This is a genomic window from Prosthecobacter vanneervenii, from assembly GCF_014203095.1.
GTDB classification, from domain to species: Bacteria; Verrucomicrobiota; Verrucomicrobiia; order Verrucomicrobiales; family Verrucomicrobiaceae; genus Prosthecobacter; species Prosthecobacter vanneervenii.
Map to the genome: position 1 here is coordinate 1 of NZ_JACHIG010000012.1, position 15,728 is coordinate 15,728.

Below are 15,728 nucleotides of genomic sequence, written 5' to 3' on the forward strand. Positions count from 1 at the left end.
TTCAACTTCAATCGAATTGTAGGACGTCCTCCAGCCATGCTGGTATCCTAGCACCTTTCCTTGTTTTGAAAAGAACTAACCTAACACAACACTAGGATAAAATCATATGTCGATTTTAGACGTCAAGCCTGCAAATTCTCTCCTGAACAATTGCCCTGGCAACAAATACCTCGGCATCCTTGTCACGCCTCAGGGACAAAAAGAAAGCCGGGGTCGCTTTCGCAAGCCCCGGCCCCGCTCGTTGTTGGTTGCGGTAGTTATTTGATGTCACCAGCAAAGCCGGCGGCATTGAGGGCGGACGCCAGTTCAGACTTGGTGAACTCGCCCTCGACAGTAAATGATGTGGCCTTGGCGACGATGTCGCTCTTCGTGATGCCTGCGACGGTCTTCACCGCATCAGCGGCGGCCACTTCGCATTTTTTGCAGCAGAGGTGCACTCCGGAAACGGTGGCCTTCGTCATCTTGGCTTCAGACTTGGCGGCAGCGGCGGGCTTGCTGGCAGATTTGGAGGCGGATTCCTCGCCTTCGATCTTGCCGTAGTAACCTGCGGCGATGATCGCCTCGGCGGCCTTCTTCGCATCGCCCTTCTTCTTGGACACGATGGTCACCGTCTTGCCTTCGGGAGTCACGGTCACGTCGCTGAGTGAAGATGCAGCCTTGATGATGCCGTTGGTGCAGCTCTTGCAGCAGTTGTGCACGCCCGTCATGACGAGCGTGGTTTCAGCACGTACGGATGCGGCAATGGCGAAGACAGAAAGCAAGGTGATTAATTTCATAAGCAATCTCCTAGACGATACGACAACTCGCTTTCTTTGCACAATCTAAATTTTAGCGCCGGATCGCGGTCATGAATCCACGTGCGATGATCGTATCATGATAATCACCAGGGGTGAATCCAGCTTCATCCAGCATCTCTGCGTATTCACTCGTGCTGTAGCACTTGCCCTGCGTGGCATGCATCAGCAGGCACGAATACTCCGCCGTATGCAGCGGCCCCGTCTTGTCGGCATTGATGAACGCATCATGAATGATCAGCAGCCCGCCCACATGCAGCGCGGCATGAGAAACAGCCAGCAGCTTCTTCACCTCCGGCACGCCCCAGTCATGCAGCACATTGGAGAAAAGATGCACGTCACACCCCGCGGGCATGCCTTCAAACATGTTGCCCGTGGCCACGCTCACGCGATCTGCGCAGCCACGTTCCTCGATCAGCTTGCCCGCGATGCGATCCACCGGCGCCTGATCAAACGCGACACCTCTCATGTGCTGGTGCTGCGCCGTGATCGCACACGCATACACACCCGACCCCGCCCCGATATCCAGCACACAGCTGCGCCCGGTCAGATCCAGCTTCTTTGCCAATGCCTGGGAGAGCAGCACCCCGCGACAGTCCATCGCGGCGGTAAACTTCCGCGCAAAATCCTCCTGCTCCATCGCCTTGTGCCAGTCAAAGGCCGCCTTGTCTCCGCTCCAGCCCGCAGGCTTGTCCGTGCGCAGCACTTCCAGAAAATCGCGCGCGATGGGGCGATCATGCAGGGAGGCAAAATACGGCCGCACATCCCACACCGGCCCCGCGCACATAAACTCCCGCGCCACCTCCGTCGTGTGAAACACACCACCCACATTCCGCACCCAGTCATTCGCCGCAAAGAGCGTCATCATCGTGTCCGCCGGACGCTCCGTGAATCCAAAGTGCTCGCAGATCCCCGCCAGCGAAGATGGATTGGCCGATAGCCACGTGAAGAAATCCACGCTCAGCGCCGCCGTCACCATGTCAGCCCCATAGAGGCAGTCGCGATAACGATAAATGCTGGTCGGATCAGTGGCAGGGGCGGAGGTCAGGTCGTGCATGGTGCCGCACCATGAATGACGAATCCCAAATCACCACTGCCGAATAATCGGTCACTTCATTTCTTCCCATCGTCAGACGGGTAAACCAGTCTGGCGGTGACAAAGATCACCCGAAAAACCTTTTCCTTCTCTGAGGGAATGCCGCTGAAAGCCACCGTCTGACCGTCCCAGATCTGCACTTGGGTCGTCATCAGTCTCTTCGCAGCAGGGATGAGGTCAGGAAACTGCAGGTTAACACTCAGGCTGCCGCTGCTCGATGTGATCTGCGGCCTCACGGCAAGCTGCCCGCCACCCAAAGCTGCCGGCATATCAAACACGGCTCTCTCGTCATGTTTCATGCTCCTGCCTGGCAGCGCATCCAGCAAGACTCCCGCCTTCCCCTTGATGCCTCCCTGCAGCGTCCGCCATTGAGCATCCGTCATCACGCCTGCCGCAGAAAAGACATGCCTCACCTCCGGCGGTGCCTGCCTGATGGACACGGGGGCGGCTCCCGGCTCGCGGATCCATGTCGATTTTTCAGGATTCCATTCGCCCAAAATCTTGCCGTCCTCCACTTCAGCCACGTGCACATCGACCTTGATTGACACCGCTTTGTCTCCGCCCGCAGTCATGCTTTTCAGCAGCAGCTGCTCGATAAGGTCGAGATTTTTGCGCGTGTTTTGGACAGTCAGCTTGCCATCCGCCAGCACCGCATTGGCTCCCTGAGGAAAGTCCACCCCCTTGGCTTCCAGGTATTCCGCTGGCTTTTTACCATCTCCAAATCCGACTGGCACAAGGTAAACACGCCGGGGCAGTTCAGCCGTCTTCTTTTCAGCGTCCTTCTCATCAGTCACATTACTTCCCTGACTCGCTGGCGGAGCCATCCCCATAGTCGAGGAAAAACTGCCCCCACGGCCGCCACGTGGATCGATCGTATTGGCAGTGATGAGCACCGTGACCGGTCGTTTCGAATTTGGAAGATGCAGCAGCAGCGTCTCCCCGCTGGCCAGCGCTGCCTTGCCACCCACGCTGTGGATGCGTACCTTTCCCCAGTCGGCATCGCTCATGCCTTTCGGCAACCACACGTCGTTTGCATCCGGATCGATCCCAAGACTGGCCGTGGTTTCAATGATCGCTTTCCCCCTCACAGGTGATTTGGCGAGAAGCTCGATGTGCATTCCCACATACTTCTGATCTCCGCTCAGCTTCCCGTCTGGCAAAACCTTGGGCTGCACCTCGCGTGTCACCTCAATGATCGCATTCTGATCAAATCGGGTCGTCACATTCGGAGAAGTCAGCAGATCAATTCCCTTCAGCACACTGAAAGTGCCCATGAGCGCCTGCAAATCAGCATTTGAAAGAATGCTCTGATGAATGCCAAAAAAACGATCAGCCTGAACCATCTTGCAGTTGAAGTGCACCATCATAAGGCGCTGATTGAGTACTTCGATGGCCCGTTCCACCTTCTCCATATGGGCCGGCGTATTCCGCACGATGAGCTGTGAAGTCCTCGGATCGTATACTGCTGATGCCCCCGGCGGAAACAGCACGCCTTTCTCTTCCAGCAGTTGGCGGGCGGTCTTCCGAGGAGCAGGGGCAGGCGGCGTTTCCCCCGGTGCAAAAGGATATGCATGTGCCGCTTCAGCATCCAGAAAACCATGTGTTACCGTGTATCTCCGCGTGCGCATGGCCCCATCATCTCCCGCCTTCACCGCTTCCTGCGCTGCCGCAGTCGCAATCCCAAACGACGCTGCAATCATCGGCGCAATCACTGCGAATGCGAGACACCCCAGCACAAACAGCGCCCCCGCCTTTTTCCTCACGCCACGCGCCTCCATCAGCGCCACCAGTCTGGCCTTCAGCCGCCGTGCGGGCCGCGAATACGCGATCGGCATCACGCACGCCTGCTGCGCCACCGGCTTCGCAGCCCAGGCCAGCAGAAAGTCCGCATAGGCCGTAGTCTCACGCTTTCCCCCCACCGCGGCGGCATCACACATTTCCTCACGGGCCCGCGCATATTCCTCCATCAGCGCATGCACAAAAGGGTTCCACCACTGGCAGGCGCGCACAATGTTTTGCAGCAGCGCCACCACCGTGTCATGCAGCCGCAGGTGCTCGGCCTCATGCCGCAGCAGCCAGCTCCACTCACGAGGCGTGAGCGTTTGAAACGCCGAGGCCGGAACAGCGATCACCGGGAAAAACCAGCCCGCCACACAGGGCGTGCCTTCGCCTTCAAACACGCTGATGCGTTCATAGGGCACTCCCGTCGGCAGCCCGCTCATTTCAGACTGCGTGGGCTCTCGCAGCCGCCACGCCCACAGCTGCACCCGCACGGTCTGGTACAGCAGCCTCATCAGCACAGCCGCCGCGATGATCCACACAAACCAACGGATCCCCCTCACTACCTCATTCACATCCCAGCTTCTCACCTGCGGCGCTGCATCCACCGCCAGCACCTTCGCCGGTGCCACGCTCACCCGCCAGTCCGCCTTGAAAGTCTCCCGGATCGGCGTCCACACCGGCACAGGCTTTTGCGGTGGAAACAGATCCTCCATCCCGATGTTGAAAGGTGTATAGAGGCACATCAGCACCGCCAGATTCGCCAGGATGCAGCGCCTCAGCGCATCGCGGATCACAAACCGCACCAGCAGCCACGCCGCTGCTCCAATCACCAGGCTGTGCACCACGTAATTTAGACACGCGATCGTCTCCGCATTCATGGCTCGTCTCCTTTCTTCGCACTGCTCCCACGCACCAGCTTTCGCAGTTCCACCAGTTCCTCCTCGGAGATGTCACCGCTCTCCACCAGGCAGCGCACCAGCGCCAGATTGCTCCCGCCAAAAAAGCGCTGCTTCAGATCTGCCAGCACGCTCGTCCTTCCCTTCTGCTCGGCCACCGCAGGCTCGTAGGCATGGCTGCGGCTGGAGTCATCACGGCTGATCCACCCCTTCGCCTCCAGCCGCGTCAGCTGTGTCTGCAGCGTGTTGCGCGTCACCGGTTCGCTGCGCCCTTGATTCACCGCTTCCAGCAGTTCCAGCACGCTTGCCGGATGCTTTTTCCAGAGAATGTCCATCAGCGCCTGCTCGGCGGCGGACAGTGGCGGGAGTGATTTTTTAGCCATATTTCGCGAGTTTGACGACATTTGTCGGATTTGTCGATTCAAAAATACGACACATGTAGGACTTCACACCAATCACCATCCGAATGATGAATTCCGCCCACGCCGCCCGTTGACTTGCCTCCCATCTCCTGACAGCATCGCCCCGCCATGTCCACTCCCGCACCCAAATTCACCCTCACTCATTGGCTGATCATCCTCATCGCCAGCATCGGCTTCCTGTTCGACACCTACGAGCTGCTCATGACGCCCCTCGTCGCAGCCCCCGCCATTGCCGAGCTGCTCAAGGTCCTGCCGAGCGATCCCTCCGTCACTGAATGGGTCGGCAAGCTGCTCTGGATCGCCGCGCTCTGTGGCGGTGTCTTCGGTCTCCTCGGCGGCTGGCTGGTCGATAAATTTGGCCGCAAGACCATCATGGCGCTGAGCATCTTCATCTACTCCTTCTCTCCCTTCTGCGCCGCCTTCGCCACCTCCCTGCCCGTCTTCATCTTCTTCCGCTGCACCACTTTCATTGGAGTGTGCGTGGAGTTCGTCGCCGCCATCACTTGGCTGGCGGAGGTCTTTGAGGACAAGCACCAGAAGGAAAAATGGCTCGGCATCACCCAGGCCTGCGCCTCTCTGGGCGGCGTGTTCGTCACCATGGTCAGCGTGTGGATCAGCAAAAATCTCGACACCCTTCCTCATTGGGGACTGCCCGCTGGCAGCACCGGCATCGGCGCCTGGCGCTACACTCTGATGTCCGGCATCCTGCCCGCCATCCCCATCGCGCTCATGCTGCCCTTCGTGCCTGAGTCCAAGGTGTGGAAGGACAAAAAAATCGCCGGCACTCTCAAGCGCCCCAGCTTCGGCGCTCTTTTCTCCTCCGAGCTTCGCCGCGTCACGCTCGTCACCACCATCCTCTCCGCCTGCGCCTACGGCATCGCCTTCGGTGCGTTGCAGGTCACCGTGGCCCGCGTGACACCCGGCCTGCCTGAGCTGAAAGCCGAGGCCGGCCAGCTCGCCGCCCTGAAAAAGACCGACATGGAAATCAGCGCCAAGCTGAAAGCCCCCGGCCTCGACGATGCCGCCAAAGGCGCGCTCAAAGCCGAGATGAAGGCCAACTTCGACAAGCAGAAGCCCGTCAATGCCAAGGTCAAGGCCATGAGCGATAAGGTCCAGTTCCATCAGGAAATGGGCGGCCTCGTTGGCCGAGTGCTGCTCGCCGTCCTGCTCATCGTGGGCATGAGCCGTGTGGCGCTGCTCAAGGTCTTCCAGATCCCCGCGCTCTTCATTCTGCCGGTCACCTACTTCGTCCTCTTTAAAGACGGTGGCCAGGCCTTCCTCTGGGGCTACGCCATCTGCGGCCTCGTCACCGTGGCCCAGTTCAGCTACTTCGGCGAATACCTGCCCAAAGTCTTCCCCATGCACCTGCGCGGTACCGGCGGCAGCTTCGCCACCAATGTCGGCGGCCGCATGATCGGCACCTGCATGGCCACGCTGAACACCAGCTGGCTCGCCCCCATGCTCGCTGGTGGTCCGCAGGCGGTGAAGCCCATGCACGTCGCCATGGCCGCAGGCTACATCGCCACCGCCATGGCCGTCATCGCCCTCGTCGTCGGCTTCATGCTGCCGGAGCCGAAGGCTGAAGAAGGCTGATCCATCCCCGGGTCTATGTCCAAAGCCCTGCTCTTTGGCGTCCTGCTTCTGAGCGGGTTTTGGACACTGCTCGCGTCCCGTGCATCATCGCCTGATTACAGGGCGCTGTTCTGGCAGATTCTGCCCTTTGCTGCTGTCCACGCAGGGCTCGCAGTTTACTTGATCAGGCGTGCCCCTTTTTGGAGGAAATGTTGCCTCGTTGTTTTTTCCTATCTTGCGCTCCTTTCGTTTTTGGAACTGACCCTCCGGGTTTGGTTCCACTTCAGGCTCTTTTGAGAATCTCAGCCACTGAGCTTTGAACAACTCCTCATCATTACGGCGTACCCCTCCCGCCATGATTCGCTCCCTTCTCACCCTCGTCGTCTGCCTCGCCGCCCTCCACCTTCACGCCGAGGACAAGGACGACGGCAAGCTCCGCATCGTCGTCTTCGGCGCGCATCCAGACGATGCCGAGTACAAAACCGCAGGCACCGCCGTCAAATGGGCGCGCCTGGGCCATCATGTGAAGCTCGTCTCCGTCACCAATGGCGACATCGGCCACTGGAAAGAAGCCGGCGGCCCACTGGCCCTGCGCCGCGCGGCCGAGGTCAAAGCCTGCGCCCAGAAGCTCGGCGTCACCTCCCAGGTCCTCGACATCCACGATGGGGAGCTGCTTCCTTCTCTGGAAAACCGCAAGCTCATCACCCGCATCATCCGCGAGTGGAAGGCCGACATCGTCATCGCCCACCGCCCGTGGGACTACCACCCCGACCACCGCTATGTCGGCGTCCTTCTACAAGACGCCGCCTTCATGGTCACCGTCCCCTTCATCTGCCCGGAGATCCCGCCGCTGAAAAAGAACCCCGTCTTCCTCTACTCCAGCGACGGCTTCCAGAAACCCTACCCTTTCACCCCGGACATCGCCGTCAGCGTGGACGACTCCTTTGAGCAAAAGCTCGACGGCCTCCACGAGCTCACCTCCCAGGCCTACGAAGGCGGTGCCAGCGGCTCTGCCGAATACGTCGAAAAAGAAGTCCCGCCCGCCGCCGATGAAACCGCACGCCGCGCCTGGCTCAAACGCCGCTGGGGTGCCCGCCAGAGCAGCGAAGCCGAAAAATTCCGCGACCTCCTCATCAAGCTCTACGGCGAAGAAAAAGGCAAAGCCGTGAAGTACGCCGAGACCTTCGAAGTCTGCGAATACGGCCGCCGTCCCAGCCCCACCGAGATCAAACAGCTCTTCCCTTTCTACGATCAGAAGTAAGGCCCGTTCACCGAATTTCGGAAGTTTCCTTCTCATCGCATTTCCACTGAGTTCCTCTTTAACAAAACCGTTTTCGAACTCATCTCAGCCCTGAAAGGACTGGGGACTCAGCCAAGGGCGCTGCGAGGAACGAGCAAGCCCTGGGTTGTCCGCCAACAAATCCGGGAAAGCAAACCCAGCACTCCGCCACACTCAGCTTCCACCAGCAGCGTCTGCAACGAGCCCCGAAGCATGCCTGCTGCACAGGAAGTCCCGTCACCAAATCTACGTAGCGAGCCTGAACGCGCTCCATTCATTATCTCTTCATCTCACTTCAGCGTCTTAAACCGGGCCTGCAGCTTTTTCAGCGCCTCCTTGTTGTCCGCGTTTTTGCGAACCAGCTCGCGCAGCAGCGTTGCTGCACGCATTTTATCTCCCGCATTCATCAAGTCTTCGGCATGGTTGGCCAGATCATTCTGCTGAGCGGAGAGCCCCGTCATTGGCGTGCTCTGAGCCGCCTTGCTGGCATTGGCGCCTGCATGCCCGCCGAAGACATCCTCCACCTTCAGCCACGTGGCCTCTGAGCCATCCTCGGAGACCGCCAGCCAGAAAAGCGCGCCGCCTTCACCACCCGCCTCCAGCACACGGCGGTTCGCCACCACCGCATCCACCTTCTGCACGATCCACGCATCCTTTTTCGCTCCCACTTCCAGCTCCTTGCCATTCCAGCGCATCTTCAGCTCAGCCACCTGGTTTCTGCCCACCCAGACGACGTTCTGCACATCCTGCGGGAAATTTTTCACGGGCTTGATCGCGGTGCCAGGCTCGGCCTTGAACTCGATCATTTCGCTGATGTTCACCGGCGTGATGTATTTCAGATCATCGCTCACAAAATACCACGCGGCCCGCGTGTCGCTGAAAACAAGCTGGAAGACGCCCGCGTCCACAAAGGCATGGTCCTTGAACGCACCTTGATTCGTCCCGTCCGCCCTCACCGAAAAGAACTTCTCTCCGTCATAGCGCAGATGCTTCAGCGAGTTCGTGCCACGCAGATCCCACAGCACGTTCTGAATAGACGCCTCAAATTTCTCCACCTCAGGCCATTCTTTTTGCTGGCCGTATGCCAGGCCAGCGAGGGCGTAGAAGCAAAGCAAAACAGAGGGCAAAAATCTCATGGTGGCGGATTCTGGCATCCCGGACCGCGTCTGGCAATCTCCAGGACCCCCGGCGGCATTTGCAGTGGCAAACCTCCCGGAACGGGCTATGAACACGGCCCCACTATCCGTACGACCATGCAACCGACGCCCGCAGCCCCTGAACATTCCGAGTCTGAACTTCTCCAATTCCGCCGTGAAAAGCTGGAAGGACTGGTGAAGACGGGCATCGATCCCTTTGGCGGCCGCTTCGACACCACCCACCAGCCTGGCGCGCTCAAGGCCAACTTCACCGAAGGCCTCGAAGTCCGTGTCGCAGGCCGCGTGCTCTCCCGTCGCGAGATGGGCAAGGCCACCTTCTTTGACCTCGGCGACATCACCGGCCGCATGCAGTGCTACCTCAGCAAGGGCGATGTGGGCGACGAAGCCTACGTGCAGTTCAACCAGCTCATCGACATCGGCGATTTCGTCGGCGTCGAAGGTCTGAGCTTCATCACCAAGCGCGGCGAGCGCTCCATCCACGTCAAAAAACTCACCCCGCTCTCCAAGGCCCTGCGTCCCCTGCCGGACAAGTGGCACGGTGTCACCGACAAGGAGATCAAGTACCGCCAGCGCTACCTCGATCTCATCTCCAATGATCGCAGCCGCGAGATCTTCGTGACCCGCAGCAAGATGGTCGCCTCCATCCGCAGCTTCCTGCAGGAGCGCGGCTTCCTCGAAGTCGAAACCCCCATGATGCAGGACGTCGCCGGCGGCGCGGCAGCCAAGCCCTTCGAAACCTTCTTCCACGCGCTCAATCAGCCCATGTTCCTGCGCATTGCGCCGGAGCTTTATCTGAAGCGTCTGCTCGTCGCCGGCTTCACGCAGATTTTCGAGCTCAACCGCAACTTCCGCAACGAAGGCCTCAGCCGTCGTCACAACCCCGAGTTCACCATGCTCGAGGCCTACTGGGCCTACGCCGACTTTGAAAAGATGGCCGACCTCGTCGAAGGCATGATCTGCCACCTCGCCGAAAACTTCTGCGGCGGCCTCAAGATCGAGCACAAGGACGAGGACGGCAACGTCACCAAGACCATCAATCTGCAGCGCCCCTGGCGTCGTGCCCGCTACACCGACCTTCTCAAGGAGATCGACCCCCAGTGGTATGAATACACTCCTGAGCAGCGCAAGGCCCGCGCCCAGGAGCTCGGCGTCGAAATCGGCGCCAACTTCGAAGACTACGAAGTTACTCAGCATGTCTTCGAGCGCCTCATCGAAGCCAAACAGTTCGATCCTCTCTACGTCACCCATTGCCCGAAGGAGCTCGTTCCCCTCGCCAAGCAAAACGCCGAGGACGGCTCCATCGTCGATGTGTACGAACTCGTCATCAACGGCCAGGAAATCAGCCCCGGCTACTCCGAGCTCAACAATCCCATCGTCCAGCGCGAGCGCCTGGAGCACCAGGCCGGCGAAGAAACCCAGAAGATCGACGAGGAGTTCATCCTCGCCCTCGAGCACGGCATGCCCCCCGCCGGCGGCATCGGCATCGGCATCGACCGCCTCATCATGATGCTCACCGGCGCCGAAAGCATCCGCGACGTCATCCTCTTCCCGCAGTTGAAGCGCCGGGATTAAAAATGATTTCCCTAACAACAGCGCCGCGGGCGGCCCTTATTAGGGAAATTAAACGGCTTCGTTCCGAACTATCGAAAAAGAAGCAAGAGTGTGCAAATTTATCTGCAGATCTTAAAAAAGGACAACACCACACGGGAACAAAAACCGGTGCGGAGGCCGAAAGGTATGTGCAGAACCTTTTCAAAAAGGGAGTAGCCACTCACAGTCACAGTGATCATGACTTGTTAGTCGGCAAATGTAGAATCGAAATCAAAGCTTCCGGTTGTCTTTCGACCAGCAAAGGTTCCTCTTCCAAAAAATGGGTATGGCACAAATTCCGCGGATCTGGCGGAAAAAAGCGCTACCATTTGTTGGTTTTGGTCGGCGCGATTGATGCTCGCTATCGAAGCCAGTATAAATCCAGGAACTCAGATTTTGTTCTTTTTGCAATTCCCTATCAGGGGGTTGCCAGTTTCTCCGCTGCAGAGCAGGGCGGAACGATGTCTCTAGGCACTAACAGAGAAAAGCTCCAGACAACATCTGTTCTCAGACGGCGTATGTGGGATCGATATCACGTCTCTCCAAGTGGCTTGAGACGCATGGTAAAAGAGATCAATGACACACGAGACCCCTGACGCTTCAAAAGAATTGTATGGCGATGTTTGCTGAAGTCACTTCTTCCCCGCCTTCCCCCCATCCAGAAAATCGATCGCCTTCTTGAGCCACTCCGCCTGCGGCGGCTGGTGGCCCTGGCCGGGCACATTGATCAGGTCCACGTGCTTGAAGCCCTCCTTCTTGAAGCCGTTTTCAAACACGGCGCGTGTGTTGCCCAGATTAAAATCATTCTCCCCGGTCACCAGCACATAGCGCCCCTCTGCCTTCGCCAGCGCTGCGATCTCCTCATGCGGAATGTAGCGCGCCTCAAAGACCTCCTTCTTGTCCAGGCTGACGATGTCCGTGTAAAAATTCGTCCCCATGAAGGCGATGGTCCCCGTAAACATGTCCGCATACGTCACGCCCAGCATGCTCGCCACACGGCCGCCGCCGGAGAAGCCGGAGACATACACGCGCTTGTCATCGATGTCGAAGAGGCTGCGCAGGTTGTCATTCGCATCCACCGCCAGGCGCATGCGCGCAAAGACCTCGCGGTTGTTCCCGGAATTGTGCGCCCCCACAAAGATCAGCTTCTTGTCCGCCAGCACCGCCTCCCACTCGGGGGAAATCGAGGGCGCATTGCTCGGGCTCACCCAGATGAAAAGCCCATGCGGCACACCCTTCTTGTACTTCTTCGGCACAATGATGTCGTACTTCTCCATGCTCACGTCATACGGCGGCGGAGTCTCCATCGCATGCATGCGCATCTTGATCTGCGCATTGTCCGAAACCTGCGGCGACACCGTAAACGTGATCGGCGAGCGCACGCCGGGCTTGATGTTGCCGTAGGCGTTCTTGGTGGTGTCAGCGGCAAAACCGAGCGCAGCCAGGCAGGGGAGGATCAGGAGGGAGCGGAACATGCCCGCGATGAAAGCGGCTTCGCCCTCGGCTGTCGATGCTGAAATCGTGCAATCTGGCCGCTCCCCCCACCGTTCACGGGGCGCATGAAGCACCTACTCTGCCTGCTCCTCCTCGCCACCGCGTTACCAGCAGCCGACCGCACGCCCCACATCATCTTCATCCTGGCGGACGACCTCGGCTACACAGACGTGGCCTGCTTCGGCTCCAAGTACTACGAGACGCCCAATATCGACAAGCTGGCCTCGCAGGGCATGAAGCTCACCCGCCACCACCACTGCCAGAACTGCCAGCCCACCCGTGCCGCGCTCATGAGCGGCCAGTACGCCCCGCGCACCGGCGTTTACACTGTCGGCGGCATCGGCCGCTTCGAGTGGGAGAGCCGCCCCCTGCGCCCGGTGGAAAACGTCACCCAGCTCCCGCTGGAAAAGATCACCATCGCCCAGACCCTGAAAAAAGCCGGCTACGCCACCGCCATGTTCGGCAAATGGCACCTTGGCGAAGACGAGACCCACCACCCCGCTGCACGCGGCTTCGACGAGGCCATCGTCTCCATGGGAAAACACTTCAACTTCAAGACCCAGCCCAAGATCGAGCACCCCAAGGATGAATACCTCGCCGACTTCCTCACCGACAAAGCCGTCGATTTCATCCAGCGTCACAAAGACGCCCCCTTTTTCCTCTACCTCCCCCACTTCGGCGTTCACTCCCCTCACGAAGCCAAGGAAAACCTCATCGCCCGCTTCAAGGACAAAGCCCCTGTCGGCGGCCATCACGATCCGGTTTACGCCGCCATGATCGCCAGCGTGGACGAGAGCGTCGGCCGCGTCATGTCCACGCTGGAAGAACTCAAGCTCGCCGACAACACCGTCCTCATCTTCACCAGCGACAACGGCGGCGTGGGCGGCTACGCCCGCGAGGGCATTAAAAGAGGCGGCGACATCACCGACAACGCCCCCCTCCGCAGCGGCAAAGGCAGCCTCTATGAAGGCGGCACCCGCGTCCCCTTCATCGTCCGCTGGCCCGGCGTCACCACGCCCGGCTCCAGCAGCGACGTACCCACCATCCACGTCGATCTCTACCCCACCCTCGCCGAAATCGCCAAAGCCCCCCTTCCCGAAAACCAGCCCCTTGATGGCGAGAGCCTCGTGCCCGTCTTCCGCTCCGCCTCCGCCAGCCTCAAGCGCGACGCCATCTACCAGCACTTCCCCGGCTATCTCGGCGCAGGCGAAAACACCTGGCGCACCACCCCCGTCGGCCTCATCGAGCAGGGCGACTGGAAGCTCATGGAGTTCTTCGAAGACGGCCGCCTTGAGCTCTACAACCTCAAGGACGACATCGGCGAGCAGAAAAACCTCGCCGCCGAGCAGCCCGAAAAAACCAAGGAACTCCACGCCAAAATGCTCGCCTGGCGCGAAGCCATCAAAGCCCCCATGCCTGCCAAAAACGAAGCGCAGACCACTCCTGCTCCAAAAAAACAAGGCAAGGGCAAGGGCAAAGGCAAAAAGAAGCAGGAGAAGGCCGAATAGCCTTCACCCCTTCCGCGCCAGATACACAAACGCCGGCGGCACATTCCCCCACACGATGCGGCTGGTCTCCACGCCATGCGTCAGCTCATGCAGCAGCGCCCGGAACTGCCGGCCGCCCGGCAGCTTGTGAAAGCCCCAGTACGCGAACGTGGCAAAGCACCCGCCCGGCGCCAGGTGCGGCAGTACATTGCCCAAAATGGCCTCCTGCAGCCCGCGCGGAAACGCCGTCCACGGCAGCCCGCTCACGATCGTGTCAAATTTCTCCCCCTCAGGCAGCACCTGCGAAAAGTCAAACTCCTGCGCCCCTGCACACTCAAAGCGCATCTTCGGAAAGCGCGGCCTCAGCTGCTGCACAAAGGAGTCGATCAGCTCGATGCCCAGATACTCGGACCCATGCGGCATTGTGTCGGCGATCGCCGCCGTAAAGGCTCCCGTGCCGGGCCCCAGCTCCAGAATGCGTTTAGACTTCCACACACCCGCCGCTTCCATCATCCGCTCTGCCAGCGCCACGCTGGAAGGCGCCACCGCTCCGATGGTTTTCCAGTTATGGCGCAATTCTTTGACAAAGCTGACGGCAGACATTCGGCGCGGATGTTAACGAGTACCATTCATGACGCGAGGCTTTTTGCGGGCTAGAATAAACTATCGCGGAAGCTTTTGTTTTTTGATCTCTTCCTCGATGCGTGCCCTGCACTCCTCCGCATAGCGCGTGTAGGGATGCGCCGTCCCCAGGCTCTTCTTAAATCCTGCCTGCGCACGCTTCATCAGCGCCAGCGCCTCGGCATGCTTCGCCTGCGCCTCCTGGCAAAGCGCCAGGTTAAAGCAGCTCATGAAGACGTCCGGATGCCGCGCGCCCAGCACCTTTTCCCGCAGCGCCAGCACCGTGCGGTGCTCCTGCTCAGCCGCCTCATAGCGCTGCTGCTCCTGCAGCACCGCCGCGAGGTTGTTGCGGCTGGCCAGCGTCTTCGGGTGTTTGGCACCCAGCAGTTTTTCCCGCAGCGCCAGTACCGCCCGGTGTTCCTTTTCAGCCTCCGCATGCCTGCCCTGTTCATTCAGCGCGGTGGCCAGATTGTTGCGTGCGTCCAGCGTATCGGAGTGCTCCGGCCCCAGCACGCGCTGCCGCACGGCCAGCACCGCACGATACTCGCGCACCGCCTCGCCCGCCCGCCCCTGCTCCTGCAGCGCGGCAGCCAGGTTGTTGCGGCTGATGAGTGTGTCCGGGTGCTCCTTGCCCAGCACCTTTTCGCGGATGGCCAGGACCGCGCGGTTTTCCTTTTCAGCCTCCGCATACTTGCCCTCTGCAGCCAGCGTGGCAGCCAGATCACTGCGGCTCACCAGCGTGTCAGGGTGGTTTTTCCCAAACACCTCGCCACTGACAGCCACGATCTTCCTCAGCTCAGCCTCCGCCTCCACCAGCCTCCCTTGCGCAGAAAGGGCCGCGGCACTTTGGTAATGCTGATGCAGCACCAGCAGCCGGCCTTTATCGCCGGCACTATCCATCCCCTTCGGCTCAGCTTCCAGGCTGGACCATGGCAGCACGCTCACGAAAAGCGCCAGCGGATAGAGAGGCTTTAATTGCATGAAACAGAGTAAAGAATGCGAACCCCGCCAGGCCGAATCAAGACTAAAAATGGCATCCCCAATCCCAATTCGTCACAGGCCAAGCCCCACAAACTTTGAACAATGTTTTACCATGGGCATCCAACACCGTGACTGCTCCACCCGAAGCAGACAAGACGACACCCAACCCATGAAAACCCTCTTCAAATCCCTTAGTTCCGCCGCTCTTGCACTTTCCGCCGCTCTGCTACTCACGCAGTGCGCCAGCCATCGGACCACGGTGCGCACAGCTCAGTCCGCCACCCCGACCGCCACGGGCAATGTCTCGGTGCAAACCCTGGGCGATACCACCGTGGCCACCCGCAGGCTCATCCATCATCCGCTGACGAATAAGGACATCGGCAAAGTTTACGAGGAAATCACCATCGTCTCCCCTCGCGGCACTTCGGTGGAGGACCGCATCATCGTGCGCGCCCTGCCAAAGCTGGAGACCAACGTCGTCACCCGCTGATCCCAGCCCGGGCATGAGTTTCCTCGGCCCCTAGGCTGTACGCTTGACGTGTGTGGTGCTTTGCAGC

14 protein-coding genes are annotated in these 15,728 nt (G+C 59.8%); 6 read left to right on the plus strand and 8 right to left on the minus strand.

Features of this window, described 5'->3' with window-relative positions:
* Positions 1-257: 257 nt before the first annotated feature.
* Genes HNQ65_RS21800 through HNQ65_RS21815 form a run of 4 tightly spaced genes read right to left on the minus strand, consistent with a single transcriptional unit; the run spans position 258 to position 4,951 of the window.
* Complete coding sequence (locus HNQ65_RS21800; protein ID WP_184343013.1) at positions 258-776, minus strand: hypothetical protein; 519 nt, start codon at positions 774-776, stop codon at positions 258-260.
* A gap of 52 nt (positions 777-828) precedes the next feature.
* Positions 829-1,851 carry a methyltransferase gene (locus HNQ65_RS21805; protein WP_184343016.1) on the minus strand — a complete coding sequence of 341 codons (1,023 nt, stop codon included), beginning with the start codon at positions 1,849-1,851 and terminating at the stop codon, positions 829-831.
* Positions 1,852-1,907: 56 nt separating this feature from the next.
* Complete coding sequence (locus HNQ65_RS21810; RefSeq protein WP_184343019.1) at positions 1,908-4,550, minus strand: M56 family metallopeptidase; 2,643 nt, start codon at positions 4,548-4,550, stop codon at positions 1,908-1,910.
* Positions 4,547-4,951, minus strand: coding sequence for a BlaI/MecI/CopY family transcriptional regulator (locus tag HNQ65_RS21815; protein WP_184343022.1), 405 nt, complete (start codon positions 4,949-4,951; stop codon positions 4,547-4,549). Before HNQ65_RS21815 ends, HNQ65_RS21810 begins: the two co-directional genes overlap by 4 nt.
* Before the next feature lie 147 nt (positions 4,952-5,098).
* Here HNQ65_RS21815 and HNQ65_RS21820 point away from each other — a divergent pair, with 147 nt between their 5' ends.
* Positions 5,099-6,583 carry an MFS transporter gene (locus tag HNQ65_RS21820; protein ID WP_184343024.1) on the plus strand — a complete coding sequence of 495 codons (1,485 nt, stop codon included), beginning with the start codon at positions 5,099-5,101 and terminating at the stop codon, positions 6,581-6,583.
* Positions 6,584-6,917: 334 nt separating this feature from the next.
* A complete protein-coding gene (locus HNQ65_RS21825) occupies positions 6,918-7,823 on the plus strand; it encodes a PIG-L deacetylase family protein (protein ID WP_184343026.1) in 906 nt (301 codons plus the stop codon).
* Between the two features lie 308 nt (positions 7,824-8,131).
* Here the strand turns inward: HNQ65_RS21825 and HNQ65_RS21830 are convergent, their stop codons facing one another.
* A complete protein-coding gene (locus HNQ65_RS21830) occupies positions 8,132-8,977 on the minus strand; it encodes a hypothetical protein (RefSeq protein ID WP_184343029.1) in 846 nt (281 codons plus the stop codon).
* A gap of 117 nt (positions 8,978-9,094) precedes the next feature.
* On the opposite strand from HNQ65_RS21830, the gene lysS reads away from it, so the two are divergent.
* The gene (gene lysS, locus HNQ65_RS21835; protein WP_184343032.1) at positions 9,095-10,570 is read left to right on the plus strand and encodes a lysine--tRNA ligase; all 1,476 of its coding nucleotides are present in this window, start codon (positions 9,095-9,097) and stop codon (positions 10,568-10,570) included.
* Between the two features lie 2 nt (positions 10,571-10,572).
* A complete protein-coding gene (locus HNQ65_RS21840; protein ID WP_184343034.1) occupies positions 10,573-11,184 on the plus strand; it encodes a hypothetical protein in 612 nt (203 codons plus the stop codon).
* Positions 11,185-11,220: 36 nt separating this feature from the next.
* Here the strand turns inward: HNQ65_RS21840 and HNQ65_RS21845 are convergent, their stop codons facing one another.
* Complete coding sequence (locus HNQ65_RS21845; RefSeq protein WP_184343036.1) at positions 11,221-12,063, minus strand: alpha/beta hydrolase family protein; 843 nt, start codon at positions 12,061-12,063, stop codon at positions 11,221-11,223.
* 84 nt (positions 12,064-12,147) lie between these two features.
* Here HNQ65_RS21845 and HNQ65_RS21850 point away from each other — a divergent pair, with 84 nt between their 5' ends.
* Positions 12,148-13,590, plus strand: a complete 1,443-nt coding sequence (locus HNQ65_RS21850) for a sulfatase (protein WP_184343038.1) — start codon at positions 12,148-12,150, stop codon at positions 13,588-13,590.
* A 3-nt stretch (positions 13,591-13,593) separates the two neighbouring features.
* Here HNQ65_RS21850 and HNQ65_RS21855 read toward each other — a convergent pair whose 3' ends face one another.
* Together HNQ65_RS21855 and HNQ65_RS21860 are read right to left on the minus strand one after the other, a co-directional pair.
* Positions 13,594-14,172, minus strand: coding sequence for a class I SAM-dependent methyltransferase (locus tag HNQ65_RS21855; RefSeq protein WP_184343040.1), 579 nt, complete (start codon positions 14,170-14,172; stop codon positions 13,594-13,596).
* 60 nt (positions 14,173-14,232) lie between these two features.
* On the minus strand, positions 14,233-15,171 hold the full coding sequence (locus tag HNQ65_RS21860) for a tetratricopeptide repeat protein (protein WP_184343043.1): 939 nt from the start codon (positions 15,169-15,171) through the stop codon (positions 14,233-14,235).
* Between the two features lie 169 nt (positions 15,172-15,340).
* Here HNQ65_RS21860 and HNQ65_RS21865 point away from each other — a divergent pair, with 169 nt between their 5' ends.
* Complete coding sequence (locus tag HNQ65_RS21865) at positions 15,341-15,661, plus strand: hypothetical protein (RefSeq protein ID WP_184343045.1); 321 nt, start codon at positions 15,341-15,343, stop codon at positions 15,659-15,661.
* Positions 15,662-15,728: the final 67 nt, after the last annotated feature.